24 protein-coding genes and 1 tRNA gene are annotated in these 26,575 nt (G+C 54.8%); 12 read left to right on the top strand and 13 right to left on the bottom strand.

The features are described 5' to 3' along the window. The first annotated feature begins 44 nt into the window (after positions 1-44). The gene (locus CUC55_RS15975; RefSeq protein ID WP_067642815.1) at positions 45-515 is read left to right on the top strand and encodes a cysteine hydrolase family protein; all 471 of its coding nucleotides are present in this window, start codon (positions 45-47) and stop codon (positions 513-515) included. Here the strand turns inward: CUC55_RS15975 and CUC55_RS15980 are convergent. Together CUC55_RS15980 and CUC55_RS15985 are read right to left on the bottom strand one after the other, a co-directional pair. After that, complete coding sequence (locus CUC55_RS15980; RefSeq protein ID WP_170063901.1) at positions 512-1,006, bottom strand: hypothetical protein; 495 nt, start codon at positions 1,004-1,006, stop codon at positions 512-514. The two genes, CUC55_RS15975 and CUC55_RS15980, sit on opposite strands and share 4 nt — an antisense overlap. 11 nt (positions 1,007-1,017) lie before the next feature. Further along, the gene (locus tag CUC55_RS15985) at positions 1,018-1,791 is read right to left on the bottom strand and encodes an NAD kinase (protein ID WP_103088761.1); all 774 of its coding nucleotides are present in this window, start codon (positions 1,789-1,791) and stop codon (positions 1,018-1,020) included. 209 nt (positions 1,792-2,000) lie between these two features. On the opposite strand from CUC55_RS15985, the gene CUC55_RS15990 reads away from it, so the two are divergent. Together CUC55_RS15990 and CUC55_RS15995 are read left to right on the top strand one after the other, a co-directional pair. Next, entirely contained in the window at positions 2,001-2,912 is a 912-nt protein-coding gene (locus CUC55_RS15990; protein WP_103088497.1) for a PhzF family phenazine biosynthesis protein, read from the top strand. A 408-nt stretch (positions 2,913-3,320) separates the two neighbouring features. Next, positions 3,321-3,569: a hypothetical protein gene (locus CUC55_RS15995; protein WP_067642823.1), complete on the top strand. Its 249-nt coding sequence runs from the start codon at positions 3,321-3,323 to the stop codon at positions 3,567-3,569. A gap of 576 nt (positions 3,570-4,145) precedes the next feature. Here CUC55_RS15995 and CUC55_RS16005 read toward each other — a convergent pair. Both CUC55_RS16005 and CUC55_RS16010 read right to left on the bottom strand, forming a co-directional pair. Beyond that, on the bottom strand, positions 4,146-4,289 hold the full coding sequence (locus CUC55_RS16005) for a DUF1127 domain-containing protein (protein WP_077100706.1): 144 nt from the start codon (positions 4,287-4,289) through the stop codon (positions 4,146-4,148). Between the two features lie 339 nt (positions 4,290-4,628). Beyond that, positions 4,629-4,775 carry a DUF1127 domain-containing protein gene (locus CUC55_RS16010; protein ID WP_082760104.1) on the bottom strand — a complete coding sequence of 49 codons (147 nt, stop codon included), beginning with the start codon at positions 4,773-4,775 and terminating at the stop codon, positions 4,629-4,631. 546 nt (positions 4,776-5,321) lie between these two features. On the opposite strand from CUC55_RS16010, the gene CUC55_RS16015 reads away from it, so the two are divergent. Then, positions 5,322-5,406 (top strand) — tRNA-Leu (locus CUC55_RS16015). Positions 5,407-5,598: 192 nt separating this feature from the next. Next, on the top strand, positions 5,599-7,071 hold the full coding sequence (gene tig, locus CUC55_RS16020; protein ID WP_067644152.1) for a trigger factor: 1,473 nt from the start codon (positions 5,599-5,601) through the stop codon (positions 7,069-7,071). A gap of 1,136 nt (positions 7,072-8,207) precedes the next feature. Here the strand turns inward: tig and sthA are convergent. From sthA to CUC55_RS16040, 3 genes are all read right to left on the bottom strand, one after another. Further along, positions 8,208-9,620 (bottom strand): Si-specific NAD(P)(+) transhydrogenase, encoded by a 1,413-nt coding sequence (sthA, locus tag CUC55_RS16030; RefSeq protein ID WP_103088499.1) that lies wholly within the window; start codon positions 9,618-9,620, stop codon positions 8,208-8,210. A 244-nt stretch (positions 9,621-9,864) separates the two neighbouring features. Continuing rightward, entirely contained in the window at positions 9,865-10,404 is a 540-nt protein-coding gene (locus CUC55_RS16035; protein WP_103088500.1) for a DUF1003 domain-containing protein, read from the bottom strand. 113 nt (positions 10,405-10,517) lie between these two features. Then, positions 10,518-12,452 (bottom strand): LTA synthase family protein, encoded by a 1,935-nt coding sequence (locus tag CUC55_RS16040; RefSeq protein ID WP_103088501.1) that lies wholly within the window; start codon positions 12,450-12,452, stop codon positions 10,518-10,520. A 222-nt stretch (positions 12,453-12,674) separates the two neighbouring features. Between CUC55_RS16040 and CUC55_RS16045 the strand changes: the two genes are divergently transcribed. Both CUC55_RS16045 and CUC55_RS16055 read left to right on the top strand, forming a co-directional pair. Beyond that, positions 12,675-14,354 carry an NAD+ synthase gene (locus CUC55_RS16045; protein ID WP_103088502.1) on the top strand — a complete coding sequence of 560 codons (1,680 nt, stop codon included), beginning with the start codon at positions 12,675-12,677 and terminating at the stop codon, positions 14,352-14,354. Positions 14,355-14,947: 593 nt separating this feature from the next. Further along, entirely contained in the window at positions 14,948-15,775 is an 828-nt protein-coding gene (locus tag CUC55_RS16055; protein ID WP_103088504.1) for a TolB family protein, read from the top strand. 76 nt (positions 15,776-15,851) lie between these two features. On the opposite strand, the gene CUC55_RS16060 is transcribed toward CUC55_RS16055, so the two are convergent. Next, positions 15,852-16,019 carry a Thivi_2564 family membrane protein gene (locus CUC55_RS16060; RefSeq protein ID WP_103088505.1) on the bottom strand — a complete coding sequence of 56 codons (168 nt, stop codon included), beginning with the start codon at positions 16,017-16,019 and terminating at the stop codon, positions 15,852-15,854. Between the two features lie 128 nt (positions 16,020-16,147). On the opposite strand from CUC55_RS16060, the gene CUC55_RS16065 reads away from it, so the two are divergent. Next, on the top strand, positions 16,148-16,570 hold the full coding sequence (locus CUC55_RS16065; RefSeq protein ID WP_067642847.1) for an OsmC family protein: 423 nt from the start codon (positions 16,148-16,150) through the stop codon (positions 16,568-16,570). On the opposite strand, the gene CUC55_RS16070 is transcribed toward CUC55_RS16065, so the two are convergent. Genes CUC55_RS16070 through CUC55_RS16080 form a run of 3 tightly spaced genes read right to left on the bottom strand, consistent with a single transcriptional unit; the run spans position 16,571 to position 19,715 of the window. Continuing rightward, complete coding sequence (locus CUC55_RS16070) at positions 16,571-17,062, bottom strand: peptide deformylase (protein WP_103088506.1); 492 nt, start codon at positions 17,060-17,062, stop codon at positions 16,571-16,573. Between the two features lie 17 nt (positions 17,063-17,079). Further along, positions 17,080-17,409, bottom strand: coding sequence for a hypothetical protein (locus CUC55_RS16075; protein WP_067642853.1), 330 nt, complete (start codon positions 17,407-17,409; stop codon positions 17,080-17,082). Continuing rightward, positions 17,409-19,715 carry an FdhF/YdeP family oxidoreductase gene (locus tag CUC55_RS16080; protein WP_103088507.1) on the bottom strand — a complete coding sequence of 769 codons (2,307 nt, stop codon included), beginning with the start codon at positions 19,713-19,715 and terminating at the stop codon, positions 17,409-17,411. The genes CUC55_RS16075 and CUC55_RS16080 overlap by 1 nt, the downstream gene beginning before the upstream one ends. A 378-nt stretch (positions 19,716-20,093) precedes the next feature. Between CUC55_RS16080 and mgtE the strand changes: the two genes are divergently transcribed. Next, positions 20,094-21,464, top strand: a complete 1,371-nt coding sequence (gene mgtE / locus CUC55_RS16085) for a magnesium transporter (protein ID WP_103088763.1) — start codon at positions 20,094-20,096, stop codon at positions 21,462-21,464. A gap of 165 nt (positions 21,465-21,629) precedes the next feature. After that, positions 21,630-22,016 carry a MerR family transcriptional regulator gene (locus CUC55_RS16090; RefSeq protein WP_067642862.1) on the top strand — a complete coding sequence of 129 codons (387 nt, stop codon included), beginning with the start codon at positions 21,630-21,632 and terminating at the stop codon, positions 22,014-22,016. Positions 22,017-22,023: 7 nt separating this feature from the next. Here the strand turns inward: CUC55_RS16090 and CUC55_RS16095 are convergent, their stop codons facing one another. Next, the gene (locus tag CUC55_RS16095) at positions 22,024-22,992 is read right to left on the bottom strand and encodes an acetyltransferase domain-containing protein (RefSeq protein ID WP_103088508.1); all 969 of its coding nucleotides are present in this window, start codon (positions 22,990-22,992) and stop codon (positions 22,024-22,026) included. Positions 22,993-23,055: 63 nt separating this feature from the next. Beyond that, positions 23,056-23,751 (bottom strand): DUF599 domain-containing protein, encoded by a 696-nt coding sequence (locus tag CUC55_RS16100; protein ID WP_103088764.1) that lies wholly within the window; start codon positions 23,749-23,751, stop codon positions 23,056-23,058. Between the two features lie 504 nt (positions 23,752-24,255). Here CUC55_RS16100 and cobU point away from each other — a divergent pair. Next, positions 24,256-24,780, top strand: coding sequence for a bifunctional adenosylcobinamide kinase/adenosylcobinamide-phosphate guanylyltransferase (cobU, locus tag CUC55_RS16105; protein WP_067642868.1), 525 nt, complete (start codon positions 24,256-24,258; stop codon positions 24,778-24,780). A gap of 169 nt (positions 24,781-24,949) precedes the next feature. Next, positions 24,950-26,572 carry a cytochrome-c oxidase, cbb3-type subunit I gene (ccoN, locus tag CUC55_RS16110; RefSeq protein ID WP_103088509.1) on the top strand — a complete coding sequence of 541 codons (1,623 nt, stop codon included), beginning with the start codon at positions 24,950-24,952 and terminating at the stop codon, positions 26,570-26,572. Positions 26,573-26,575 lie beyond the last annotated feature (3 nt).

The following is a 26,575-nucleotide window of genomic DNA, read 5'->3' on the forward strand; positions in this document are numbered from 1 at the left end:
TCCCAATATGTTTTGCGGGAGGTTTTTTGTTTTGGAGGTGAGCAGTGAAGCAGGTGCTTTATATCGTCGATGTTCAACCGAGTTTCAGCCCGCCCGCCAAACTCGTTGACGATATTACCGAATTGGCCAAATCACTGCCATCGATCGCGAGTGTTGAACGTCACGACGAAAGCGTAACGCCATTCGAGCGTCAGTTGGGCTGGAAGCCGGGCAAAGCCGATGAGTCTCTCGTTCCTGCCGACCGCATTTTCATCAAGCATGGTTATGCACCACCGAAGGCGGCCATAGATTACCTGTGCTCACTTGACCTCGACCGCGTTCTGGTCTGCGGCATCCAGGCAGATACCTGCGTTCTGGCTGCCGGCTTTTCATTCTTTGATGCCGGATTGCAGCCGACGCTCGTTCCGTGGCTCACCATCGGCTCCAGCCTCGACCGTTCCGGCGCTCTGGGCGCGCGCTTGTGGCAACACCATTTTGGCGCGGTGCTTGCGGGTCCAGACGAACTGGAAATCTAGTTGGAAGCTCTTTCGATCTTCATATCANCGAGCTCATCGATCAGAACCGTCCATGCGTCCGCTTCTGTCTGGGTGGGATCGGNTTTCAGGTGGACAGTAACGAAAAGGCCGGGAACATTGGACGCGCCAGATGAGCTTTCGGGCCTGATGTCCGTCACGTAAACCTTCATCTGCGTAAATTCTTCGAGTTCCACAGTCTCCACGAGGCTCGGGCCGTCTGCGGTATAGGCAAGCTGCTGGAGGTAAATTCTGGCCGTACCGTCGCCCTGACGCACGGCAACAACCTTGTAATATCCGCGTGTCGGCTCGCCGCCGTTGGTCTGCGGGACGGTTGCGCCATCCTGCATCTTGGCAGTCTGTTCCCACATGCCGCTGCTTGCAACGAAAATTACCGAAGCGGGCAGGGCGTCGATATCTGATGTCTGCGCCTGGGCTGGGGCGCAGAAGATGCTGGCTGCGAGGAATGTGGTGGCAACAAGTGTTTTGATCATCATTGTCTTCGTCAATTCGTGAATTGTTCGGCAAGCACACGGTCCGACCACGAACGATCCGGGTCCGACAGAATTTTTGCGGTTCTGTCCTTGGATTGCGCAATACGCACCATCTGCACCGACTTGACCTCGATGTGATCAGCCACCGCGTTGACGGGGCGTTTTTCGCTCTCGAGAACATGGATATCGACGGTTACCTTATTCGGAAGAAGCGCACCACGCCAGCGCCGAGGGCGAAAAGCGCTAACCGGTGTCAGAGCCAGAAGTGGTGATTCGAGCGGCAGGATGGGACCGTGGGCCGAAAAATTATAGGCAGTAGAGCCTGCTGGCGTCGCAACCATCATGCCATCGCAGATCAGTTCTTCGAGCCGCGTTTTGCCGTCCACATCGACGCGCAACTTGGCTGCCTGATGGGACTGGCGAAAAAGGCTGACTTCGTTCATTGCAAGGGCAGTAAATTCCTCGCCATTGGCATCGATGGCGGTCATTCGAAGCGGATGAAACTCATTTCCGGTGGCCTTGGCTACACGCTCCGGCAGATCATNGACACGATAATCATTCATAAGAAAGCCGACAGAGCCACGATTCATGCCATAGATGCGTTTGCCGGAATTCATCGTTTCATTCAGCACTTGCAGCATGAATCCGTCACCACCCAGAACGATGATCACGTCGGCCTCTTCGAAGGAGGTATTGCCATACTGCTTGATGAGAGTGTCTCGCGCATCTTGCGCTTCATCGGTGGTCGACGCTACGAAACATAGATGATCAGTTGAACGCGACATGCCGTCACCCCTGTTGACGGTCTGTGGTACATGAAGAAGTCCTGTCAGGACAAGCTCTTTCAAGCCAAAGCGCATCAGCAGGCGACAGACGCATGTCTGGCCAGTGAAAAGTCCACAGCTTCTTGCCGACGCGTGATTAATCGGGGTTGCGGAGGCCGGTGAGGTCGGGCAGTTTGCGACAACGAACATCGATACGGAAGGTGTGAGGCGTGGCGATAAGTTACAGTATCTACGATGTTTTCACGCGCCAGAAACTGGCGGGCAATCCACTGGCTGTGATGTTCGGTGCAGATGGCCTTGACGATGAAACCATGCAGGCTATCGCTCGCGAAATGAATTTGTCAGAGACGGTCTTCGTCAAGACGTCCGATAATCCAGCCTATGCCGCGTCCTTGCGTATTTTCACGCCCGCTTTTGAACTGCCCTTTGCCGGTCATCCCACCGTCGGTGCTGCCATTGCGATTGCCGAAAGCAATCATGGCGAAGGCGAAGTCGATATGGTTTCAGTGCTTGAGGAGCTGGTTGGGCCGGTACGCTGCGCCATCCGCATTCGCCCGGGTGAGGCGAGTTTCGCCGAGTTCGATCTACCCAGAAAATCGTCCCGCGTGATTTTGCCTCTGAATCATGCTCAAATCGCCGATGCCATCGGGTTGGCAGAGGCACAGATCGGCTTTGAGAATCACGCGCCGTCGCTGTGGACGGCTGGCGTGCCGTTTTTGGTGATACCCGTTCAAAACCTCTCTGCGATGCAGGAAGTCGATTTCGATCCCACTCTATGGCTGAAACTGGCGCCATTGGTGGAAGGACGTCTGGCCTCGGCCTATTTATATTGCCGCGGTGGCGTCAATCACGCCGCAAAGTTTCATACGCGCATGTTTTCTCCAAGCATGGGCATATCGGAAGATCCGGCGACCGGCGCTGCGGCTGCCGCTTTCTCTGGCGCTATTCACCACTTCGATAGTCTGGCAGATGGACATTACCCTATCCTCATCGAACAAGGCGTCGAGATGGCCCGACCCTCTCACATTCACCTGCATATGGATGTGAAGGNAAAGGAGATCGCGCGGGCACGAATCGGGGGTCACGCTGTGCGCGTGGCAACAGGCACTTTCGATATTTGACGCATTCTTTTTGATGTTCCGCCCCCGACGCCTCGACTTCGTAACGGGCTTGTGATGGGGCGTTAATAACTTTCGGTCGCAAATCTTAACCTTTGGCCCGCAGGCGAGGAACTAAAGCGCTCTTCTTCCGTTTAATTCGGCGAAGGAGACGTGACATGAAGTCGCAAAACAGTTCCGATACTCGCCGTATCATAGAAGCCGCCAATAACACGGCCGCCTCTACATACAAGCCCCTCATCATACCATTGAGAGGAACGTATGTTGCAATGANTTTCCGTCGCTCTCTTCAGAATAGACTCGATATGAGAAAGAATTAGCCCGATTTTTCATTTGGAATGATCCTCCATGAGGATTTCAAGTTTCCCAAGTAAAAGCAATGTTCAAACATAGAAACGAAGGGAGAATGACATGAAGGCAGCTCTCATCCTCGCAGCAATGGTTGGCCTCTCCGCATCGGCCGCCCTCGCTGACTCTATTGTACAGCCAGAAATTAACGCATCCATTCCGGTGGACCGAGAATTCAAGACCGCCAGTATCGCCATGCCGACGGAGCGAGCACAAAAGCCAGTTCTGGTTTTGAAAAAGACCAGTCGCTTGCTCGGTAACACCGAAACAGCAACAGCTTCCCCACAGTCTGCACTCGAACGCATGCAATGAGGCAAGTTTATACGCTCGNAAAAATCCCGTGCTAATGACATGTGGTACGGGANTTTTTGTGGCTGCTGCCAGCTTTAGTCTATGGGTGCATTTAGACCCTGCACGTAACCTTGTGCTGGCGCCCTAACTGTCCAGGCGAAGCGATAATTGCCTGCCGCCATTTTTCTTTAAAATATAAACCGGCTTTGCGGTCATATATTCCGTTCGTCTCTGTAGTTCGCGGCGACGCTCGAGCGCCCTTTCGCGAAGGCTCCGGGATTGAGCGACAAGGCTAAGAGCCNTTTCAATGGTTTTATCTGCTGCTGGCATTGCTGCAACTCCATTTGTTCACTTTATGTTCTATTGTTTGGTTTCTCGTGTCAAGCGAATCAAGTGGCATGAAGTAAATAATGGAGAGGGAAAGGTCTTGGGTATGAGATCGCGGAATCCTCGATCCGCTGTTACCACCCAATGATGTCAGTTCTGGTTCTCAATCCCAGAATCAAAAAACGGCGCACAAGGCGCCGTTTTTATTTCCTGTCGCTCGGTCAACCCGCGTCCGTGGGAGGTCGGTCAGCAGGTGACTGGTTACGCTGATTAGCGGAACGAACGGGAAGCTACGTTGCGGATGTCGTAACGTGTCAGGCCGATGTCGCTGAGCGTCTGGCTGGAAAGGCTGCCCAGTTCGTTCAGAGTGCGGCGATAAGAGATCCAGTTCTTTGCGATGCGGATAGGGTTCATGATGATTTCCTCAATCTTTGTTTCTTGATTTCTAAACTTGTTTGCCGAAGGCAGTTGCCTGCGTTCTGCTGTTGATGTGTATATACATATGCTGAGTGCTAATGTGGAGTGCAGTTTTTAGGCGACTGCCATGCATTTGTGCAATGTGTCGGCTATTTTTGCATCCTTTATCGTTCTGTGTATATTTTTTAGGCGCAACAGCAAAATCAAAAGCGAGCGTGGAAAAAAAGCTCGAAAACACGATAAAACAAAGAAAAAGGCCCCGGAGCCGAAGCTCGAGACCTTTTTTAAGGATAGCAACCGATAATGCGGAAGTTCCGCCTGCGGTATTTCGTATAATTAGATGCCGACTGCTGTACGTGCAACGCGACGGATGTCGCTACGGCCGATGCCGAGGTCAGTCAGTTCGCGGTCGCTCATGCGGCCGAGTTCAGTAACTGTCTGACGATACTTGCGCCAGTTGTTCAGCGAGCGAGTGATGTTCATAATCGTGTCCTCTTTGTCTGTGGCGCCGCTTGGGATCAGCGCTCAACTCATTTCCTGACACCCAATATAATCGGTTTAACGAGAACAAAAACAGACAATGAAGTATGCCACCTATGCGCCCGACGCATGGCGATCGTTAATTCCTAGGCGATTTTGTTAATGTTTGCATAATTGAGCGGCAGTTAATCGAAACTCTTGCTGCTATTTCTCTCAAAGGCTGCAAATTACCGTTGTGCAATTCTGTTTTGGTCGTTTGACGAATTGAAGCCGCGATATTGATGGAATTAATTACCTTCGATGCCAGGCGCGCTGTCTGTTCATACTCCGACTCCAACCGTCGGCAAGGGGAGGGTGCCTATGCGACGTGTCCTAGCGCATGAAATGTCCGTGCGCAGTATGTATAGAGAGTGGTGGAGCGGCGGAATGGTGCGAAATAGCATCGTAAAACCGTCATTTTTCCTTTGCGCTCTGGNAAACGGGTGATATAGAGACGCGCGCTCCGGAAGGCCTCGTGTGCCAGATGTTGTTTATGCAGGATTCAAGAGCGCGGGTATGGCGGAATTGGTAGACGCACCAGATTTAGGTTCTGGCGACGAGAGTTGTGGGGGTTCGAGTCCCTCTACCCGCACCAAATGAATCGCCGAGAGGTATGTGTGATGCTTTTGCTTCGCCGCCTCTCTGGCTCAAGCGCAGTTTTTGCCCAGCAAAATGCTTGTGCATGCAGTTTATATAGTTACGGCCGGTGAATTTAGGTTCCGGCGCTGTGCTCGAACATAAACCAACGGCTGTCTGAGCACCGCCGCCATGATGTGAAGGTATGAAAATGCAGGTTATCGAAACGCTCGCTGAAGGGCTGAAGCGCGAAATCAAGGTCGTTATCCCGGCCGCCGATATGAAGTCTCGCCTCGACGAGCGCCTTGCCGACGCCAAGGACAAAGTTCGCATCAACGGTTTCCGCCCCGGCAAGGTGCCAATGGCCCATCTTAAAAAGATGTATGGCAAGTCCATCATGGCCGACCTTGTGAACGAACTCGTTCGCGACAAGCCTTCTGAAATCATTTCCGGCCGCGGCGAGAAGTCTGCGACGCAGCCTTCGATTTCCATGACGGAAGATCAGGACGAAGCAGAAAAGATTCTGGCAGCCGAAAGCGATCTGGAATTCACACTCGCTTACGAAGTGATTCCAGCGATCGAGCTGAAGTCCAACGAAGGCATCAAGGTTATCCGCGAAGTCGTGGAAGTGACCGAAGAAGAGATCAACGAGCAGATCCTCAAGATCGCCGAGAGCGCTCGTACCTATGAAACAAAGAAGGGCAAGGCCGCTGAAGGCGACCGCGTCACCATGAACTACCTCGGCAAGGTCGATGGCGAAGCCTTTGATGGCGGCGCTGCTGAAGATGCAGAGCTCGTTATCGGCTCGGGCCGCTTTATTCCTGGCTTCGAAGACCAGCTCGTTGGCGTCAAGGCTGGCGATGAAAAGGCCATTACCGTTACGTTCCCGACCGAATATCCTGCGGCGAACCTCGCTGGTAAGGAAGCCGTGTTCGACATCACCGTCAAGGACGTCGCTTCCGCAGCTGCTGTTGAAATCAACGATGATCTGGCCACGAAGCTGGGTCTCGAATCTGCTGAAAAGCTGAAGGAAGTCGTTCGCGGCCAGATCGAAAGCCAGTACAGCAACGTCACTCGCCAGAAGGTGAAGCGTCAGATTCTCGATCAGCTGGACGAAGTTTACCAGTTCGACACACCAGCAGGTCTGGTTGATGCAGAGTTCGAAAACATCTGGCGTCAGATCAACACCGATCTTGCTCAGTCCGGCAAGACTTTCGCTGACGAAGACACGACAGAAGAAGAAGCTCGCGAAGAATACCGCAAGCTGGCTGAACGTCGCGTTCGTCTCGGCCTGGTTCTTTCCGAAATCGGCGAAAAGGCTGGCGTTGAAGTCACTGAAGAAGAAATGCAGCGGGCTCTGTTCGCACAGCTTCAGCAGTTCCCGGGCCAGCAGAAAGAGATCCTCGATTTCTTCCGCAACACACCAGGTGCTTCCGCTTCGCTCCGCGCTCCGATCTTCGAAGAGAAGGTCATCGACAAGTTGCTCGAAGAAATCTCTGTAACGGATAAGACCGTTACGAAGGAAGAGCTGCTGGCGGAAGACGCCGAAGAAGGCGAAAAGGCTGAGAAGAAGCCTGCCAAGAAGAAGGCAGCAGCCAAGGCTGAAGCTGCGGAAGGCGAAGAAGCCGCTCCGAAGAAGAAGGCGCCTGCCAAGAAGAAGGCTGCTGAAGGCGACGCCGAGTAAGCNTTTTTTCATAAAATTTTCGAGAGGCCGTGGCGTTCGCTGCGGCCTTTTGCGTTTGTGACGTTTGTTAACCTCTGTTACGTTTCGATCACATTGCAGCGCACAACGCGTTTTTGCTGCGTTTGCTCTTGTTCATCTACCGTTCATCTGGCAGTCTCRGGTCACTGATTTGTAGCGCTTGACGCTTGAACCAAATCCGTCGCGCGGAGTGCGTGGCCCGGCATTTTGCCCCTAGTTTCAACTCTCCATCTGGCATCGGCGGTTGCAGTCGTTATGCCCGATGATCACAGACGCGCCTGCGAAGCTGAATGCTACGACAGATGTGGGCTGAACCACGTCGCTTGCAGCGTCACCGGCAAACTTAAAGCGATTGCTCCTGAATGTGAGTGTCGTCGATAGCCAAACAAGGTGTTCCGTGTCTCCCAAGGACGGTGCGCTTTATGAAAGCTTGAGGAAGAGACATGTTTTTGAAAACGAAACACGGCGTTCTCGTCGCCACCGTCGCCATTGGCTTGTCATCAGGATTAGGTCATGCGCAGGAAAAAGGCCTCATCTGGGCTCCTGCAAAGAACTCCGACACATCCTATACTGCGCGGATCGGTGCGAAACTTCCGACCGAAACGCCCATACGGGCTGGCCTCGAAATGGGTATGAATGCTTCGGATGGTGGCGCGCTGTTGGATACGCCGGTCAAATTCTGGGGGACAGTCACGTTATTGTCCTCCAACCTGCCCGGCGCGAAAGTCGCTGGTGATATCGGTGTGTTGATGAACGCTCTGACGGGTTCCAGCGCCTGGACGATGACGACCTCGCAGAAACGCATTGCAACATCGGAACTTGATTTCGAATCGAATCGTAATGTGACGGTTCGCTATGATGGCACGGCGCAGCAGTGGAGTGGACTTGATGTGTCTCAGTCTCTGCGGTTGACCCGCTCAGCAACCGGCACCGCCTTTGTGCTGACGGGTGCCAGCCGCGATACGTTCGATGATTTTACCTCGAAGGTCGGCTTGGAACAGAAGCTAGGTNAAAATCTTACGGTATCCGGCAATCTCGACCAGGGGTACCAGGACCGGTTTCGGCCCTCCGTCAGCGCCCGCTACAATATCCGGTGGTAGGGGCGCTGCAAAGGTTGCTCAAACGGTTTCGTTCTTCTTGATGTCGCCCATACGGTTCCAAGCATCGAGACCGGCGATTTTGTAGGCCTCGGCAAGTGTTGGGTAATTGAAGGTATTTTCCACGAAATACTCGACCGTGCCTTTGAGGTTCAGAACCGCCTGTCCAATGTGAACGAGTTCGGTTGCACCTTCACCGACGATATGCACACCCAGAAGCCTGCGTGTCTTCAGCGAAAAGATGAGCTTCAGCAGGCCGGTGTCCAGCCCCATAATATGGCCGCGTGATGTCTCGCGAAAGCGCGCTATGCCGCATTCATAGGCAATGCCGCGTTCCTTCATTTCCTCTTCGGTCAGGCCGCATGTGGAGATTTCTGGCACCGCGTAGATGCCGTAGGGAAAATATTTCTGCGGCTCCATGCCGATGGCACCCACGGCCACGCGAGCAGCAATCCGGCCCTGTTCCATGGACGTAGAGGCAAGGCTTGGNAAACCGATGACATCGCCAGCTGCAAAGATGCCCGGAACCGATGTCTCGAAGGTTTCCGGGTTAACGGAAAGGCGGCCGCGATTGTCTGCTGTCAGGCCTGCTGCTGCGAGATTGAGTGTATCAGTCGCGCCGATCCGGCCCGCGGCGAACAGCACCATTTCAGTTGTCAGGGTGCGGCCGCTATCCAGCGTGAGCATGACTTTGCCTTCGGGCGTATGCTCGACCTTTTCGGCCTTCTGGCCCAGCAACAGTTTCATGTTGCGATCACGCAACTGATAGATGAAGTCTTCGACGATTTCCTTATCAATGAAGTCGAGCATTGTCGGCTTGGGATCGATAATAGTGACGGCGGTATCGAGCGCACTGAAAATGGTCGCATATTCGATGCCAATAACACCCGCGCCGATAACGACCATGGAACGCGGCAGCTTTTGCAGCTCCAGCAGTTCATCGCTGTCGATAACCTTCTTGCCATCGAAAGGCATGTAATCGGGGCGGAAGGGGCGGGTACCAACGGCCAGCAGAATGCTCTTGCCCTTGACGTGAATGACCTCGCCATCGTCCTTGGTGATTTCCATCGTATCAGGCGTGACGAATGCCGCCTTGCCGCGAATGTGAGTGACGCGGTTGCGCGCGAACTGGTGTTCCAGAACCTCGACTTCATGATCCAGCGTGATGAGCAGACGGCGGCGCAAATCTTCCGCACTGATTTCCTGCTTGACGCGGTAGGAACGACCATAAAAGCCGCGTTCGCGCCAACCGGAGAGATTGAGCGCCGTTTCGCGCATCGTCTTCGACGGAATAGTTCCGGTATGAACGGAGACACCGCCGACACGGCTGCCTTTTTCGATGACCAGGACCGTTTTATCCAGCTTCGCAGCCTGAATGGCAGCACGTCTGCCAGCGGGACCACTACCGACAACAACAAGATCATATTGGTTCATGAAAAAGACCTCGGAACAGAAATTCGATTTCCGGACTGAACGGTTCCAGCGCGGAGGCGTCGCTGCTCGGAAAAGCGTGATGCCATTCTGATACGGAAGTAACTTCCGAGTCGCTGCACCAAGAGTGCAATGCAACAAATGCCCGCGTCAATCTGTAGCGGAAGAATCTGACGGATTCGTAACCAATGTAGNAAAAGGCGCAAAACGACGATCGTTTACGAAAGACCTGTTGCCATCGTGCAAGTTACGCCCAGTCGCTGCCATTTTCACGGCGGTTGTGCAGCTTGGCTATCTCTTCTCGCAGCGCCGCCAATTCGGCAATTACTTTTTGGTCGATCTTTTCGTGCAGCGACAAGACCTCGAGTTCCGACTTGAGATTGACCTCATAATCTTTGGCCGCTTCGAAACGGTCGCGTGTACCTTGCCGATTTTGCGACATCATGATGATGGGAGCCTGAATGGCCGCCAGCATGGAGAGAATGAGGTTGAGAAACACGAAGGGGTAGGGGTCGAAAGCCTGTGTTGTCATCACTACCGTGTTGATGATGGCCCAGATGAACAGAAACACCATGAAGCTAATGATGAAGCCCCAGGAACCGCCGACGCGCGCTATGCCATCCGCAAGCCGTTCGCCGAATGTGGAGNTTTTCGNAAATGCGACGTTGGTATCCGTCGAAATAAGNTTTCGCTGATGTGCGACGTCGAGAATGCGCCGCTCGACCTCTCCGATTTCCTTGGACGATCGTTTGAAATGAGAGGCAATATAATCGGGGATAGCAGGCATTATCAGTCTCCAGCCAGGCTCGAAACCGCCATGGACGACGGGTCCGATATTCCTGATGAGTAATCCTGGCTACCGCCGAATTCAAATAAATTCGATGGTTCTGTCATTCCTCTTCAGATGGAAGGTTGAGCGGGATTAACCCAGACATATCCAGGGAAGAAACGATCTTTTCCGAATTGCCGTCCGAACATCATGTCGAACTGAAGCTGGCGATATTCGTTAATGGCAGAGGGAATGGCGACCGTGCCCGTGGACCAGTCGGGCACAGCCGACCCGTCCTTTTCCATCAGCATGTGCCGGTCGATAACCGAATAGGATGACTGCACTTTGCCAAGGACACCGGTGTAGAATGGGTCGTTGAAGCCGGCGGNTTTCAGAACATGATAGGGTAGCAGCGACGGGCTGATCGTGCCGATCCTGTTGTGCAGGCCGGTCTTTGACGACCAGACGACCAGCGGTGTCTCATGCTCNTTTTTCATGGTGTCCAAAGGTGCACGACGGGTCGCGACCATGTCGGCCATGTGGCCGCTTTCGACATAGACTTGACCCAGCGGTGGCAGATGATCTCCGNAAAGGACAATCACGGTATCGCGCTCGCGGTTTTTCGCCCAATCGATCAGGTGGGCAAAATTGTCGTCTGCTTCCGATACGCCTTGGGCGTAGGTGGCAAGCGATTCCGTTGCCTGTTCCGAAAGCGAGCCGTTGATCGAGATTGTGTTGTTGATATAGCGGTTCGGTTCATAAGGCCCGTGNCCCTGAAGAGTGACTGTGAACAGAAAAAGCGGGCTCTCCGCCGCATCCACGGTCTGCATGATCTCCGACGTCAATGCTTCGTCTGAAGCAAAGGTACCGCGCTTTTCCATGACCGGAAGCGTTTCTTCCGATCGAAATTCTTCGAAGCCGAAGGATTTGTAGACCTCGCGACGGTTCCAGAACCAGTCCTGAAACGGATGCATCGCAATGGCGGAATAGCCTTCGCTTCTGAAGAAGGTGGCGAGTGACGGCAGGGGCTGCCGTACATATTGTTGATAGGGGATGCTGCCATAGGGCAGGAAGGCGTTGGAAAAACCTGTCAGCGCTTCGAATTCGACATTGGCAGTCATGCCGCCGAATTCCGGAGAGAAAACGTGACCCGACTGCCTGCTTCGGATTGTCGGCATAGGGTCTCTGGAAAGTGATACATTGGGCAGCCGTGTCGGGTCCCAAAGCGATTCGCTCATGATCATGATGACGTCTGGAAAGGTGCTGTGGTTGACGGCATGAGCCGAGCCATCCGAGACGATGTCTNAAATCGTATTTTCGCTGTAACCTGCGGGAGCCGACACCTTTGCCATGGGAATGTTGAAGGCGAGAGCCATGAGAAAGCCGTTCTGGCGATAATTTTCCTTCTGGTCCCACATCATCGGAATGATATTCAGGCGGTCACGCAGCCAGGAGTTTTGCGAATAGTCCATCAAAGAGCCAATGCCAGCCAGCAGCGGGATGGCCAGCATCAGCCGCAACACGCGCTGTTTTGCCGCCATGACCGGCGCGTGGTCCCGGCATAGGCGCCACAGCATGACAGCCAACGCGGCAGCCATGATCAGACCAAGCGCGATGGCGATGGCCATAAGCGGCTGCGCTTTCAGCATCGTCGGCAAGAGCTGCAGGATCTGGCGACCGAACAGCAGATCGGAAGGGTAGAGCGGGTCCGAAAGATAGAGTTGCTTCTGATGCGACATGACGGCTGGCAACAGAAGAAGCGGTCCCGCGACAAGCAGAGACTGGTAGTGCCGGCCGAGCAGCGCATCGAACGCCAGCAGAACGAGGATGACGGCAAAGAGTGTCGTCAGTCCGGGCCGGGTGGTGGAGGTCAGGAATGTGCCTACGTCTTGCAGCGAGCCGCGCGCGATCCATTCCACGCAGACGACCAGCAACAGGGCCGCGAGCGTGAGGTTTATGAGGGGACGCACGTCCGACAGAACTCTGATAACGTTCCATGTCGAAGGGCGTGAAAGGACGCGTTTCGTCCTTCCGGCAGCCGTTATTTTGGGCACCGAATTCCGCACTATATTAAACTCCGGTCGTCTGTAATCCGCCGCGTGAATCGGGCGTCACGAGGATGTCATGTAACTGTCACATAAGCGGCGTGAATGCGATATGAACTATGCAAAATTCACAAGGTAGCCGAATAACCATTGCGTAAGGCGGTTGCCTTCCCGATGCGGTTATTTTGAGCGAGTTTAAAGGCTTGCGTTGCACGGCCTGCTTAGCCACGGTAAATGAGAGTCATGAGCCAAATACACACCGATCCCAATGTATTGCGAATTGCCGTAGGGCAGTTCAACCCCACTGTCGGCGATGTCGCTGGCAACCTTTCGCTTGCGCGGGAAGCCCGCGCCGACGCTGCCTCGCAAGGTGCCGATCTGTTGCTGCTGAGCGAGCTGTTCATCTCTGGCTATCCGCCGGAAGATCTGGTTCTGAAGCCTGCATTTCTGCAATCATGTCTGAAGGCAGTGGAGGAGCTTGCCGCCGAGACATCAGATGGCGGGCCGGGCATTATCATCGGATTTCCCCGTCAGGGCGAAACCGGGCGGCATAATTCCGTTGCGCTATTGGACGGTGGCCGTATCGTTGCCCTGCGCGACAAGGTGGATTTGCCCAACTATGGCGAGTTCGATGAAAAGCGTGTCTTTTCCGAAGGTTCGATTTCCGGCCCCTACAATTTCAGGGGAGTTCGAATCGGGATTCCGATCTGCGAAGAAATCTGGAACGACCTCGGTGTGTGTGAGACGTTGGCTGAAAGCGGCGCTGAAATTCTGCTAGTGCCAAATGGCTCGCCTTACTATCGCGGCAAGGTAGATGTGCGCCATCAGGTCGCCCTGCGGCAGGTGATCGAGAGCGGGTTACCGCTTGTTTTTGCCAATCAGGTGGGCGGTCAGGACGAGCTTGNTTTCGATGGTGCAAGCTTTGCTTTCAATGCGGACAAGACGCTGGCTTTCCAGATGAGCCAGTTCGAAGCGACCTTGGCCGTCGCGGACTGGAAGCGGACCGAAAAGGGCTGGCATTGCGACGAAGGACCGTTCTCGCAAATCCCCGAGGGCGAGGAAGCCGATTATCGCGCCTGCATGCTGGGCTTCCGTGATTACGTGAACAAGAACGGCTTCAAGAGCGTGGTTCTGGGCCTGTCCGGTGGCATCGACTCAGCGATATGTGCCGCGATTGCTGTGGACGCACTGGGCGAAGAGCGAGTGCGCTGCATCATGCTGCCCTATCGCTACACGTCGGAAGAGTCGTTCAAGGACGCGGCGGATTGCGCCAAGGCGCTGGGTTGCCGTTACGACATCGTCCCGATTGCTGAGCCAGTGGATGGTTTTCTGTCTTCACTGGCTGAAATGTTCGAAGGAACGGAAGAGGGCATCACCGAAGAAAACCTGCAAAGCCGCGCTCGCGGTACTATCCTCATGGCCATCTCGAACAAGTTCGGCTCCATGGTGGTCACGACAGGCAACAAATCTGAAATGTCGGTGGGTTACGCCACGCTGTACGGCGACATGAATGGTGGCTTCAACCCAATCAAAGACCTTTACAAGATGCAGGTCTATGCGATCTCCGCCTGGAGAAATGCCCACGTTCCGCCAACGGCGCTTGGTCCATCAGGCGAAGTCATCCCGGCCAACATCATCTCTAAAGCACCCTCGGCAGAACTGCGCCCCAACCAGACCGATCAGGACTCGCTACCGCCCTATCCGGCGCTAGACGATATTCTCGAATGCCTCGTGGAACTGGAAATGTCGGTGGAGGAGATCGTCGCGCGCGGTCACGATATAGCAACCGTCCATCGTATCGAGCATCTGCTTTATCTCGCCGAATACAAGCGCCGCCAATCCGCGCCGGGCGTGAAGATCACCAAGAAGAATTTTGGTCGCGACCGTCGCTATCCGATCACCAACCGCTTCAGGGATAGGTAGAAGGTGGAGATAGATGATCTTCCGTACCAGAAAATAAAAAGCCTTTTGAAGGAAGATCATAACGGCGTCTCCCTTAATCTCCGCGTGGCGGCGCTATTTCTTGTCATCTACGAAAACTTGAAGGAGCTTATTGAGGGAAAGGTAAAAGACTTTTTCACCTCTGAATGGGAAGTGGTTGACGGCAAGCTAGTTGGAAAGCCCAACTCGAAATATGGAGAACTTATNAAGGGTAAAAGCGTATTTCGGGCCTGCAGTAATTTCCACTTGGAAATCGGTGCAATTTCAGTTGAGGATGAGCAGCTTATTGATCGTTTCTCAAAGTACCGCAACGAAGTTGCCCATGAGCTTTATGCAATTTTGCTAGATGACAACAAAGACGCCCTTGATGTCGAACTGTTATTTGAGATTAACAAAATTGCGCGGAAGATTGATGTCTGGTGGATTTTGAATGTCGATATGGCGGTCGATCCAGAGTTTACTGAGGAGGACGTGGATGAAGCTAAAATTACGTCAGGACGACAACTATTTCTCGATCAGCTTATACGTGTTGCATTGAAAGACGTCTTCGATTCGATACAGGATACATAAGGATAATGCGCAGTTCCGTTGAAATCTTCAACATTCGCACGCGGCAAAACCGGGTGGTCTGGCAGATGCCGGAGCTGTTCGAGGCACCGAACTGGTCGCCTGATGGGCGATATCNTTTGCTCAATAGCGAGGGGCTGCTCTACCGCCTGTCGCTGGCTGGTGGTACAGCTATTGAGAAGGTCGATACCGGTTTTGCAAGCCAGTGTAACAACGACCACGGAATTTCGCCGAACGGCTTGCTTTACGCGATTTCCGACAAGGTGGAGTTCGGTAAAAGCACGATTTATTTGCTGCCATCCGCGGGCGGCACGCCGAAGCTCATGACGCATAACCTGCCGTCTTACTGGCACGGCTGGGCGCCGGATGGCAAAAGCTTTGCCTATTGCGGTATTCGCGATCAGATATTCGACATCTATTCCATGGACATCGAAAGCGGTACGGAGACGCGCCTGACGCATGGCGAGGGACGCAATGACGGGCCAGATTACTCGGCAGATGGGCAGTGGATTTATTTCAACTCCAGCCGCACCGGGCGTATGCAGATATGGCGGGTGAAGGTGGATGGCTCTGCTGTCGAGCGTGTGACAGACAGTCCATATGGAGACTGGTTTCCCCATCCGTCACCTAAGGGTGACAAGGTGGTCTTCATTTCCTATGACGCCGATGTCTTTGATCATCCGCGCGATCTGAATGTGCGCGTGCGCATGATGGATACGGATGGTGGCAACGTGGAAACATTGTTCGAATTGTTCGGCGGGCAGGGGACTATGAATTCCCCCAATTGGTCACCTAGCGGTGATGAGTTCGCCTATGTCAGATANTTTCCGGTTTAGTCAGTCGTCCTCATNAAAAAAAACCCGACCTCGATTTAAAATCGGGCCGGGCTTTTAGACATTTATGTCGGATCGATCAAAAGACTGCGAGATACTTCAGCAGCGAGATAATACCGATGATGATGACGATCACCTGGGCGATCTGCTTTGCGCTACCGCCGACCGGCAGGCGATTAATCAGCCAAAGAATGAGTACGATGACCAGAAATGTGATCAGAATACTAACGAGTGCGCCTGTAGCCATGTGTCCCAGCTCCTATTTTCTATAAATCTATAACGGTCGATCACCGTTCCGTGAGTAAAAGCGCAAGCGGGTAATTTGGTTCCATTGTGCNAAATGTAANTTTCGNAAATNAAAAAATAGGACATTGAATGAGCGATTTCAGGGTAAAAAAGCGCGAGACCGGCGCCACCGCAACGCTGAGACGGAAAGGCCACCCGCAGATTGAGACGCCAACTGGCGGGGAGCTTTCCGTGGTTACGGCTGCGTCAGAGCCCGGTTTCAATCCGCTTGACTTGCTTTATTCGTCGCTGGCCGCTTGCCTTGTCCTGAGCGCTCGTATTGCTGCAAGCCAGTTAGGCGTGCTTGATCGTTTCGAGAAGGCCGAAGCGAACGTTAGCGGTGAAAAGTCAGACGGCGAACCGGGGCGGATCATCCGCTTCGATATGCGGTTGGTCATCTCAGGTGATTTCGATGATGAGATGAAGCAAACCATCGCTCACACGGCGGAAGACATCTGCACTGTCAGCAACACGTTGCGTGGCGAACCGCAGTTCAATCTTACAATCGGCTGATCACCGCTGGGANTTTTCCCATTTGCGAATGAGTCGATCGCGCTTCAGTTTCGACAGGCGTTTCAGCCAGAACATGCCGTCCAACTGATCGATCTCGTGCTGAATGCAGATGGCGTGAAAGCCTTCCGCCAGTTCTTCGTGCCACTGCCCGGAGACATCCTGGAAACGAAGCTTTACACTCGACGGGCGCTCAACTTCCTCGGTAGAGCCTGGCATGGAAACGCTGCCTTCCATCTGCCGCATGGTGTCTGCCGACGTCTCCAAAATGTCCGGATTGACGTAGGTGCGCACATCGCCCGGCTTCAGTTCAAGAACGAATAGACGCTGGAGAACGCCAATATGCGCCGCCGTAATGCCGACGCCCGGCGCTGCGCGCATCGTCTCCAGCAAATCCCGGGCAAGCTGCGCGAGCTCAGGTCCAAAATCCGTCACGGGCTCGCACTTGGCCGCGAGTGCAGGGTGCGGATAGCGCACGAGAGAACGAATTGCCATATGACGCTCCATCTCTTCTATTCGGCTGAACCTGAGTGTTTCAGCAAGAGTTCAGAGGCGGATAGCGCCAGAGACGACGCCTCAGTGGTGAGTTCCACCCATGTTCGCTGCGTGCGCGTATCGCGTTTGACGACGGTCAGCACCTTGCCGGACAGAGCATTGATTTCCCGCAGCACGAGAGCATGCGCAATGCCGAGCCTGTTGGAAAGGGTGCGGCTGTCGGTGCCGATCCCCAGATGAATGGCTGCAACGAGCGCGGCCCCGGTGGCGTCCAGCGCAACCGGAGCCGTCAGGCTGATCTGCTCCGCCACCGCCATAAAGCGCGCGGCGGATTGATCCTCAGTCATCAGGCGGCCTCTGCCTCTTTGCGAAGGCGAACCGAAACCAGAACGGATTTCGATGTCGGCGTGAAACTGCCTTCGCCATAACTGTGCAGCGGTACCAGAACGTTCAGCTCCGGGTAATAGCCGCCGACGCTTCCCTCTGGAATATTGTACGGCACGAGGCGGAAGTTCTCGGCAATGCGCTCGATACCATCGCCATATTCACCGATCACGTCCACGCGCTGCTTGGCATGCGCACCCAGCNTTTCCATGTCCTTGGGGTTCATGAAAATGACCTGACGCTCGCCATAAACGCCGCGATAACGGTCATCCATGCCGTAGATGGTGGTGTTGTATTGGTCGTGACTGCGGAATGTCTGCAGAACGAAGATACCATTCTTGGACAGCGCTTCCTGATGGTCCGTCNTTTCCGGTAGGGCACCGGTGAAGAAGGTGGCTTTTTTAGCCGCCGTATTCCATTCGCGTTCCGCAGCTGCGTTTCGCAGATGAAAGCCGCGCGGCACGCGCACACGCTCGTTGAACTCGTGGAAGCCGGGAAGAACCCGCGAGATCATATCCCGGATCAGATCGTAATCGTCAGCAAGCTTTGCCCATTGAACGCGCTCATTGCCAAGCGTCGCTGCCGCAATGCCGGCAATGATGGCGACTTCCGAGCGCAGTTCCGGCGAAGCGGGTTCGTTGATACCGCCGGAGCCGTGGACCATGCTCATGGAATCTTCCACGGTCACGATCTGCGATTTGCCCTGCGAGTTGCGGTCGATTTCGGTGCGGCCAAGGCATGGCAGAATGAAGGATGTTTCGCCGGGAACCAGATGCGAGTGATTCAACTTGGTGGCGATGTTGACCGTCAGCTTCTGCTTCTCGAACGCCTTAATGATCAGCGGGCTGTCCGGCGTGGCGCGCAGGAAGTTGCCACCCAGTGCAATGAAGGCTTGCGCCTTTCCATCCAGCATGGCGGTGATGGCTTCGACCGTGTTGTGGCCGCGATTGCGCGGCATTGGCACACCGAGTTCTTTTTCCAACGCGTCGAGCAGGGCAGGTGGCGCCTTCTCATCGATACCGACTGTGCGGTCACCCTGAACGTTGGAATGGCCACGGACCGGGCAGAGGCCTGCACCGGGGCGACCGATATTGCCGCGCAGCAACATGAAATTGGTGATTTCGCGGATCGTGATGACCGAATGCTTGTGCTGTGTGATGCCCATCGCCCAGGTTGCGATCACCGCGTTCGAGGCCATGTAGATGCCAGCGGCCTCTTCGATCTGGTCGCGCGTCAAGCCGGACTGGTCGAGAATAGATTCCCAGCTGGTCGCCTCGACGGCAGCACGATAGGCCTCGAATTCCACTGCGTGTTCGGCCAGNAAATCGTAATCGATAATGGCAGGCTTGCCAGCGGCACGGGCCGCATCATCTGCAGCAAACACAGCCTTGCTCATGCCGCGAACGGCGGCCATGTCACCACCCTGACGAGGCTGGTAATAGTTGGTAGCAATCTTCGTGTTGCCGCCGGTGATCATTTCCAGCTTGTCTTGCGGGTCGGTGAATCGCTCCAGACCCTTTTCACGAATTGGATTTAAAACAGCGATGCGCGCGNCACGAATGGCGGCACGACGCAAGTCACCCAGCATGCGCGGGTGGTTGGTGCCGGGGTTCTGGCCGATCACGAAAATGGCGTCCGCCTTCTCGAAATCTTCCAGAAGAACTGTACCCTTGCCAACGCCAACGGAGGCCTTCAAACCAACGCCGCTTGCCTCATGGCACATGTTGGAGCAATCAGGAAAGTTGTTGGTGCCGTAGAGACGGACCATCAACTGATAAATGAAGGCGGCTTCGTTGGACGCGCGGCCGGATGTGTAGAATTCGGCACGATCAGGGCTGTCGAGGCTATTCAGAACCTTGCCGATTTCAGCAAAGGCATCGTCCCAGGACACGGGCAAATATTTGTCTGTCGCGCGGTCATAGCGTAGCGGGTCCGTCAGGCGGCCCTGCTTTTCGAGGCTGTAATCCGACCATGTGCGAAGCTCGGAAACCGTGTGACCCGCNAAAAAATCAGGCGGCACGCGCGCTTCGGTGGCTTCCCATGCAACGGCCTTCACTCCGTTTTCGCAGAACTCGAAGGAAGAGCCGTGCTCGGGGTCACCCCAGGCGCAACCGGGACAATCGAAGCCATCCGGCTGATTTGCCTTAAGCAGGGTTCTGGCACCGGAAATCGGCGCGCCCGATTCCAACAGGCGCTTACCCACACTCTTGAGTGCGCCCCAGCCGCCAGCCGCACTGGAAGCCTTGCCGATAAAATCCATCTTGCCCATTGAAAGGTCTCTTTCTGATATAATTCTTATCTTGCCGCTCGACTCCGGTGCCACCCGGAGCGATTGTTATTGCAGCATTTTGCTCCAGATTCCCGGATAACTATCATATGTCAACTCGTAACTTGCTCGCAACTTAAGCAGGGCGTTCAATTCAGCGAGACTGTTTCACGACTGGTTAAAGAAAAACCTCGCAGCTGAGCAGGATGGGGATAGGAAATTGCAACCTATTTTCTCCTATCCTGTTGTTGACATTGTGTTTTTAAAAGCCATTCTCCTGCGCTTTCGCGAAGCAGGGCACTCAGCCGGAAAAANGGGCGCAAGTTGACACAAGCCGACGACGATCATCGCGCGCCTGACCATGCCAAAAGGCCGGAAGTGATGGCTGACATCTACTCCGAAGATGGTTCGATTCGGTCTGACTTTCTGGCGATGGTGGGTGCGAGCATTGCGGATCGCGACGTGCTGTTTCTGCGTGNAAACGTAGCCCGCCTACACGAATCCGAACTCGGAGACCTGCTCGAATCCATTATGCCGGAACAGCGCCACGCCATGGTGCGCCTGTTGGGTTCCGACTTCGACATGACCGCGCTGACCGAGGTGGACGAAGCAATCCGCCTCGACATCGTGGAACAGATGCCGAACGACCAGATCGCTGCCGGTATCGGTGAGATGGATTCGGACGATGCCGTCTACATTCTCGAAGACATGGATCGCGAAGATCGCGAAGACATTCTTGCGCAGATGCCGTTTACCGAGCGCGTGCTGCTTTTGCGGGCGCTGGATTATCCGGAAAGTTCAGCCGGTCGGCGTATGCAAACGGAGTTCGTGGCGGTGCCACCATTCTGGACCGTCGGCCAAACCATCGATTACATGCGCGAAGAAGAGGAGTTGCCTGAATCATTCTCGCAGATTTTCGTCATCGACCCGACCTTCAAACTGGTTGGTGCGCTCGATCTCGACCGATTGCTGCGCTCCAAGCGGCAAGTGAAGATCGAAACGATCATGCACGAGACGAACCATCCCATTGCGGCGGAGATGGATCAGGAGGAGGCCGCGCAACTTTTCGAGCAGTATGACCTTTTGTCGGCTGCCGTGGTGGACGATAACGGCCGGCTGGTCGGTGTTCTCACCATCGATGACGTGGTCGACGTCATGCAGGAAGAGGCGGAAGAGGATTTGCTGCGCCTTGGCGGTGTGGGTGATGAGGAGCTGTCCGACTCCATCGCCGTCACCTCACGCTCACGCGTTCCTTGGTTGGCTGTGAATTTGATCACGGCATTCATGGCCGCTTCCGTCATCGGCCTGTTTGACGCGACCATTGAGCAGATTGTTGCGCTGGCTGTTCTAATGCCGATCGTTGCCGGTATGGGCGGCAACGCCGGCTCACAGACCATGACCGTGTCGGTGCGCGCGCTCGCGACGAAAAATCTCGATATTCATAATGCTGCCCGTATCATCCGACGCGAAGCGGGTGTTGGTCTACTGAACGGCGCACTGTTCGGCTGCGCAATCGGCATCATCGCCGGCCTTTGGTTTCAGGATGTCAATCTGGGCGGCATCATTGCAACTGCCATGATGATCAACATGTTTGCGGCGGCCATCGCTGGCATCATCATTCCCTTGTTGCTGGATAAATACGGGGCCGATCCCGCTGTCTCCTCTGCGGTTTTCGTGACCGCCGTTACCGACATCGTCGGTTTCTTCTCCTTTCTCGGCCTTGCAACATGGTGGTTTGGCGTTCCGATCTGATCGGTTGAAAATTGACTTTTACGTTAAGGTCAATCATATTGCTTTTCATGGAGATTGGGGTGTGAAGCATGAGCCGCTTCGTCATTCTATCTTGTTGTTCGAGCAACGGATATTCCGAAAACCGTCTGTCTGTTTCGGTCCGATGCTCCAGAATCGGATGAAGCCTTGAATAAATATTACAGCATTACGGAATTGACGCGCGAATTCGGGGTTTCCACCCGTACCCTTCGTTTTTATGAGGACGAGGGCCTGATACATCCTGAACGCCGTGGCCGCACAAGGCTTTTCCGTATGGCGGATCGCAGGCTCATTCAGGAGATTTTGCGTGGACGCCGTATTGGCTTCACCATTGCTGAAATCCGCGAAATCATTCAGGTCTACAAGGAGCCACCGGGCGAATCCGGCCAACTCGAACTTCTGATGAAGAAGGTGGACGAAAAGCGCGCCGACCTGCGCCAGAAGCGCAAGGACATCGAGGAGACGCTTGTGGAACTTGATAATGTCGAGGAAGCCTGTCTGACGCGCCTCGCCGAAATCGGCGTCGGCACTTGATCCACACTTACTGGACTGTCTGCGAGCACTGCGCCGCGATCTCGCCGATTTTTGTCTGCTGATCAGGAACAAGTGCGTTCGCCATCATCGGGTCGAACAGGCTTTCGGCCTGAAGCTTTTCCAGCGTGCAGCCACAGAAACTCTGGCAGAGCTCAAGTCCGTTCTGCTGTTGCATGCAGCCGGCCTCGCAGCTTTTCTTGTAGGCCTCGACCTGATCGACAGGGGGCGGTGGCACAATGAGCGACGCCAGATAGACGATTCCGATCAACACCGGCTGGTGAACGATATAAAAAAGCAGACTGTGACGACCGAACAGGGCGAAAATGTCTCGCCTTGCGCTCGGCTTTCTAAACCGGTCCAGCCAGCCACGCGGCGTTACGAATTGCGAGACGGCCAGGCCCAGAAGGAAGGGACCTAGAAACGGCAGAAGCGGCACATAGTCGTTGGAGCGCGGAGGCGTCGTTGACAGACCGATCCATGATAGCCAGATAGGGTTGAAGGCATCGGAGCTTAGATAGATCGGTGCAATGAGCGCAGCTGCCGCGCCCACCAGCGTGACGACCATCGGAAGCCGCAGGAATATCAGGCCGATGAGGCTCGCAACGGCAATGTTGTGCAGAATTCCGAAGAATATCCAGCCATCCGGCACCGCGAAATAGGTTGCGATGGAAATCAGAAGTGCGGCACCCGCCACCATGGCGAAACGCTTGCCGAAGGAGGTCCATTGGATGCCGCGCCGATGGGCAAGATAGATGCTGAAGCCTGCAAGGNAAAGGAATGAGCTTGCAATTCCCCGCGCGTAGAGCCGCCACAAGCCTTGCGTTGCTGTACCCGGATCGAGATAACCGAACATCTCCAGATCCCAGGTGNAATGATAACTCGCCATGGCAATCAGCGCGATACCGCGCAGCGTGTCGAGCCCGCCGATCCGGCCTTTCGACGTTGACACCGCTGGAGCTGCCGGATCGTTACTCATTTATCCGTCCTTTACAACGGTTACAGTCTGCTGCCTGCGCTTCGCCTGTGAAGTGCGGCGATTTCATGGCGCGTGGAAATCATCCATGATGGCGCGGCGCGCTTCAGAGAAATATTGTCGGCGCAGCAGGGCTACGGTGATGATGACCGTGGATGCGATGAAGACATAAGGGCTGATGAACCAGCCGAGATAACCGATGGACAGAAAGATCGTTCTCAGCCCGTCGTTGAAGTTTTTCGCGGCGATGATATTCATGCGAATGACGTTTTCGGCGGCATGTTCCGCCGCCTGCCTGTTGCTATTCGTTTCGTGCAACATCGGCATCGCACCGAACAGAATGGTGCAGTAGTTGAACAAGCGGTAGGACCAGCCGAACTTGAAGAAGGCATAGCCGAACAGGCATGTCAGCCCGATGACCTTCACTTCGAATGCGGTGCGACCGGCATAGTGCACGAAGGGCATATCGCGGAAGACCGATTCCACCTGGTCAGTCGCGCCCAGCAGCGCGAAACATCCACCAATGGCAAAGATCGAGGTGGAGGCGAAAAACGCCGTACCGTTCTGCAGGCCCGCCATGATCTGGGTATCGATCANTTTCAGATCGCGTGTCAGCGAATTATAAATCCACTTACGACGGCGGTCTGCCATCGCCTGGTTGAGGCTGGTGCGCGNAAACGGCGNTTTGGCGGTGGTGATATAGGTGTAAGACGTCCACAGCACCATGAAAACGATGAGGGCGACATAATCCATTGTCGTCAATATGATCACTGCATATCCTCTGGCCGCAGGGTTGCGAATCTCCCGCGCAATATTGATGCGATTTCAAGCTAAGGCAATCTGGCTGGAAAATTCCCTTATCGGCTGTTTTCGTTGTGGATGCTAACCATCCGGTAACACTCTGCCTCTATGACTTTGCATGCACGCCGGATTTGGTTTTGCGTACCGGTGCTGCCTTAGCCTTTCATGTTCCGAAAGGCGCCTCGTTCTCCGCAGGCTAGTGCATCACGTGCTTGGCTTTTGTTGATTTGACAAGAACCCTGAGTGGACCTATTTTCTTCCTAACGATCCGGCGCTTTTGTATCGTACGAATTTGCTGACATGTCCGCATGCCGCGGGCGGGTAAACAAGCCTCGATACACCACCGCGCAAGCATGGCATGATTGACCGGGAGAACGCCTCCATATCTACGAATCGTTCTCTTTTCATGTTTTCGTTTCCGCGGCTTGCGATTGGTATCGCAATGGCTACCGGATCGTTTTTCTCATGACCTCCATATCTCGCTGTGTGCTGGTGCTGGGCGGAGCGCGTTCCGGAAAATCGACGTTTGCCGAAAATCTGGTTCTTTCGGGCGACGGATCTGCGCATTACATTGCTACAGGCCGCGCCTGGGATGACGAGATGAAGCAGCGTATTGCGCTGCATCGAGAGCGGCGGGGCGACGTGTGGAATATCCACGAGGAGCCGATTGACCTTACACATGTCCTGCAGCAACTCGATCAGCCTGATAATGTCATCCTCGTTGATTGCCTTACATTGTGGGTTACGAATCTGATGCTGGAGGAGGGCGCTGATGTCGAAGGCGCGTTTTCCGCCCTCGTTCAACATGCAGCAAAGGCGCGTGCAAATATTGTCTTCGTGTCTAACGAAGTCGGCCTCGGCATTGTGCCTGACAACCGTATGGCACGGGAGTTCCGCGACCACGTCGGGCGTTTGCATCAGCAGATCGCGTCTGTGGCCAGCGAAGTCTACTTCATTGCGGCGGGGCTTCCTCTTAAAATGAAGGGCTAGGCTATCTCCGTCAGCCGCCGCACCTAAACGTCTCAACTTGATTTGGATCAAGGCCGCTCGTCCAAGGCGGTGGCAAAGCAGCAAACGACGCGAAAGCACGTTTGCTGCTGTTCTATGAGTGGTCCGGTGACCCGCGTCATATCTGCGATGACGTTGGGGGAAACCAACAATGAACTCTCTATTTGGAACGGCGATGGTGGGCATTGGTACTTTCCTCGCTTTGCTCGGGGCGGCTTTCGCTTACGATGAACTTTTCGCCGCTCATATGTGGGTGCTGTTTGGCGTGCTGATGATTGGCGCGGTCATCATGTTACGCTGCGTATCCTTTGCGCCGGTTGACCCTGCCGCAAAGGAACGGCTTCAATCTGAATATTTCGATGAGGTCATTCGCTACGGCGTGATTGCAACGGTGTTCTGGGGTGTCGTCGGCTTTCTCGTCGGCGTCATAATCGCCCTGCAACTCGCCTTTCCTGATCTCAACATCGAGCCGTGGTTCAATTTCGGGCGTGTTCGTCCGCTCCATACGTCAGCCGTGATATTTGCCTTCGGCGGCAATGCGCTCATCGCCACGTCGNTTTACGTCGTGCAGCGGACGTCGCGTGCGCGGTTGTTCGGCGGCGATCTCGGCTGGTTCGTGTTCTGGGGCTACAATCTCTTCATCGTCATGGCGGCGACGGGATATCTTCTGGGTATCACCCAGAGCAAGGAATATGCCGAGCCCGAATGGTATGTCGATATCTGGCTGACGATTGTCTGGGTCTGTTATCTCATCACGTTCCTGGGTACGATCCTGAAGCGCAAAGAGCCGCACATCTATGTCGCGAACTGGTTCTACCTCGCTTTCATCGTCACCATCGCCATGCTGCACATCGTCAACAACCTGTCGATGCCGGTGTCGTTCCTCGGGGTCAAAAGCTACTCGGCTTTCTCGGGCGTGCAGGATGCGTTGACGCAGTGGTGGTACGGGCACAACGCTGTCGGCTTCTTCCTGACGGCCGGGTTCCTCGGCATGATGTACTATTTCATTCCCAAGCAAGTGAACCGCCCGGTCTATTCCTACCGGCTGTCGATCATTCACTTCTGGGCGCTGATTTTCATGTATATCTGGGCTGGTCCGCACCACCTGCACTATACGGCTCTGCCTGACTGGGCGCAGACGCTGGGCATGGTGNTTTCCATCATGCTTTGGATGCCGTCCTGGGGTGGCATGATCAACGGCCTGATGACGCTGTCGGGCGCATGGGACAAGATCCGCACCGATCCGATCGTTCGCATGATGGTTATGGCTGTTGCCTTCTACGGCATGGCGACCTTCGAAGGTCCAATGATGTCCATCAAGGCCGTCAACTCGCTCAGCCACTATACCGACTGGACCATCGGCCATGTTCACTCCGGCGCACTTGGCTGGAACGGCATGATCACCTTCGGTGCGATCTACTATCTGACGCCAAAACTGTGGAACCGTGAACGCCTCTACAGCATGCAGATGGTCAACTGGCACTTCTGGCTCGCAACGCTCGGCATCGTCGTCTACGCCGCCGTCATGTGGGTAGCTGGCATCCAGCANGGGCTGATGTGGCGCGAATACGACTCGCAAGGTTTCCTGGTCTATTCCTTCGCTGAATCGGTCGCCGCACTCTTTCCCTACTATGTGCTGCGTGCGCTGGGCNGGGCGCTGTTCCTCGGGGGCGCGCTGATCATGGCCTACAACGTCACCATGACAATTCTGGGCTACCAGCGCAACGAGGCGGGCTTCAAGACCGCAGCGCCCAAGCTGCAGCCTGCGGAATAAGGA

It is taken from the genome of Agrobacterium bohemicum (assembly GCF_002896715.1).
Lineage (GTDB): Bacteria > Pseudomonadota > Alphaproteobacteria > Rhizobiales > Rhizobiaceae > Agrobacterium > Agrobacterium bohemicum.

Excerpts from the sequence above, each read along its gene's own strand:
- CUC55_RS15995 (WP_067642823.1), top strand. The coding sequence starts at position 3,321 with ATGAAGGCAGCTCTCATCCTCGCAGCAATGGTTGGCCTCTCCGCATCG.
- CUC55_RS16005 (WP_077100706.1), bottom strand. The coding sequence starts at position 4,289 with ATGAACCCTATCCGCATCGCAAAGAACTGGATCTCTTATCGCCGCACT.
- CUC55_RS16010 (WP_082760104.1), bottom strand. The coding sequence starts at position 4,775 with ATGAACATCACTCGCTCGCTGAACAACTGGCGCAAGTATCGTCAGACA.
- tig (WP_067644152.1), top strand. The coding sequence starts at position 5,599 with ATGCAGGTTATCGAAACGCTCGCTGAAGGGCTGAAGCGCGAAATCAAG.
- CUC55_RS16060 (WP_103088505.1), bottom strand. The coding sequence starts at position 16,019 with ATGGCTACAGGCGCACTCGTTAGTATTCTGATCACATTTCTGGTCATC.
- CUC55_RS16065 (WP_067642847.1), top strand. The coding sequence starts at position 16,148 with ATGAGCGATTTCAGGGTAAAAAAGCGCGAGACCGGCGCCACCGCAACG.
- CUC55_RS16075 (WP_067642853.1), bottom strand. The coding sequence starts at position 17,409 with ATGACTGAGGATCAATCCGCCGCGCGCTTTATGGCGGTGGCGGAGCAG.
- cobU (WP_067642868.1), top strand. The coding sequence starts at position 24,256 with ATGACCTCCATATCTCGCTGTGTGCTGGTGCTGGGCGGAGCGCGTTCC.